The organism is Cloacibacillus sp. (genome assembly GCA_036655895.1).
In the GTDB taxonomy this organism is placed as follows: domain Bacteria; phylum Synergistota; class Synergistia; order Synergistales; family Synergistaceae; genus JAVVPF01.
In genome coordinates this window covers 1,939-2,938 of record JAVVPF010000090.1, presented here as the reverse complement: position 1 = coordinate 2,938, position 1,000 = coordinate 1,939, and the positions used below count along the sequence as shown (strand labels likewise).

The window sequence follows — 1,000 nt, the reverse complement described above, 5'->3', positions numbered from 1 at the left end:
AGAAAAGCCTCTGTTTGCCCGTGTATTCCAGCCGGCGATCCCGGCGGCCGAAAAGGCGGAGAACGCTGTCCGCGCAGAGGATCTTATCAAGCAGTACGGCGCGCTGCCGGAGGGCGAGAAGAAATCCAGGAACGTTGCCTTCCCTCAGCAGAAGTCTGACAGCGAGCGCATCAGCAAGCACATGCAGACCGCAGCGGAGGCCGGCATCACGCCGGAGAACGCGGTTCCGTTTATCACGAAAACCGCGCTGAAGGACGAGGCCGCCACCTACGCCCGCATACACGATACCAGCGCCATCAAATACGCCGATGCCACGATGCGCCGCAGGGGGTACGCCAAGCTCCTGGAGGAGTGGGCGGGCATATCCAGCGCCGAGCATAGCCCCACCAAGAACGACATCGCCGTGGGGGAGCTGCTGTGGTTGGAGGCGGCAAAGGTCGGTGACATGGACACCGCGATGAGGGTTTTGACCGATGTGGCCGCTATGGGTACTCAGTCAGGCCAGGTTGTCCAAGCAATGAGTCTGCTCAAGAAGATGACGCCGTCCGGACAACTCTACTATCTCCAAAAAGCCCTCGACCGGCTGAACAAGGACTACCGCAAGCGCATCGACACGGGTAAAATGACGCCAATTTCCCTGGACCCCCAGCTTGCGCAAGCGGTCCTTGAGGCTAAGACGAAGGAAGAACTCGCCGCCGCCATGGAAGCGCTTCTCAACAATGTGGCGGAGCAGACCCCTGTCACGCTGATGGATAAGTGGAATACTTGGAGATACCTGGCGATGCTGGGAAACCCAAGAACCCACATCCGCAACATGTTCGGTAACGCAATATTTGCCCCGGTTCGATTTACAAAGGACCTGTTGGCCGCCGGTATGGAGGCCGCGACCCTGAGCGCTGACCGGAGGACCAAGAACGCGACGCAGCTTTTCGGCGCAGATAAGACTCTAAGAGATTTTGCAAGGGCAGACTTCGAGGAGATTAAGGACAGCATTACCAAC

At 58.6% G+C, this 1,000-nt stretch carries 1 protein-coding gene; it reads left to right on the top strand.

Annotated features, from left to right (window positions below):
* The coding region (locus RRY12_12845; GenBank protein ID MEG2185561.1) for a hypothetical protein at positions 1–1,000 on the top strand (1,000 nt) is incomplete at both ends.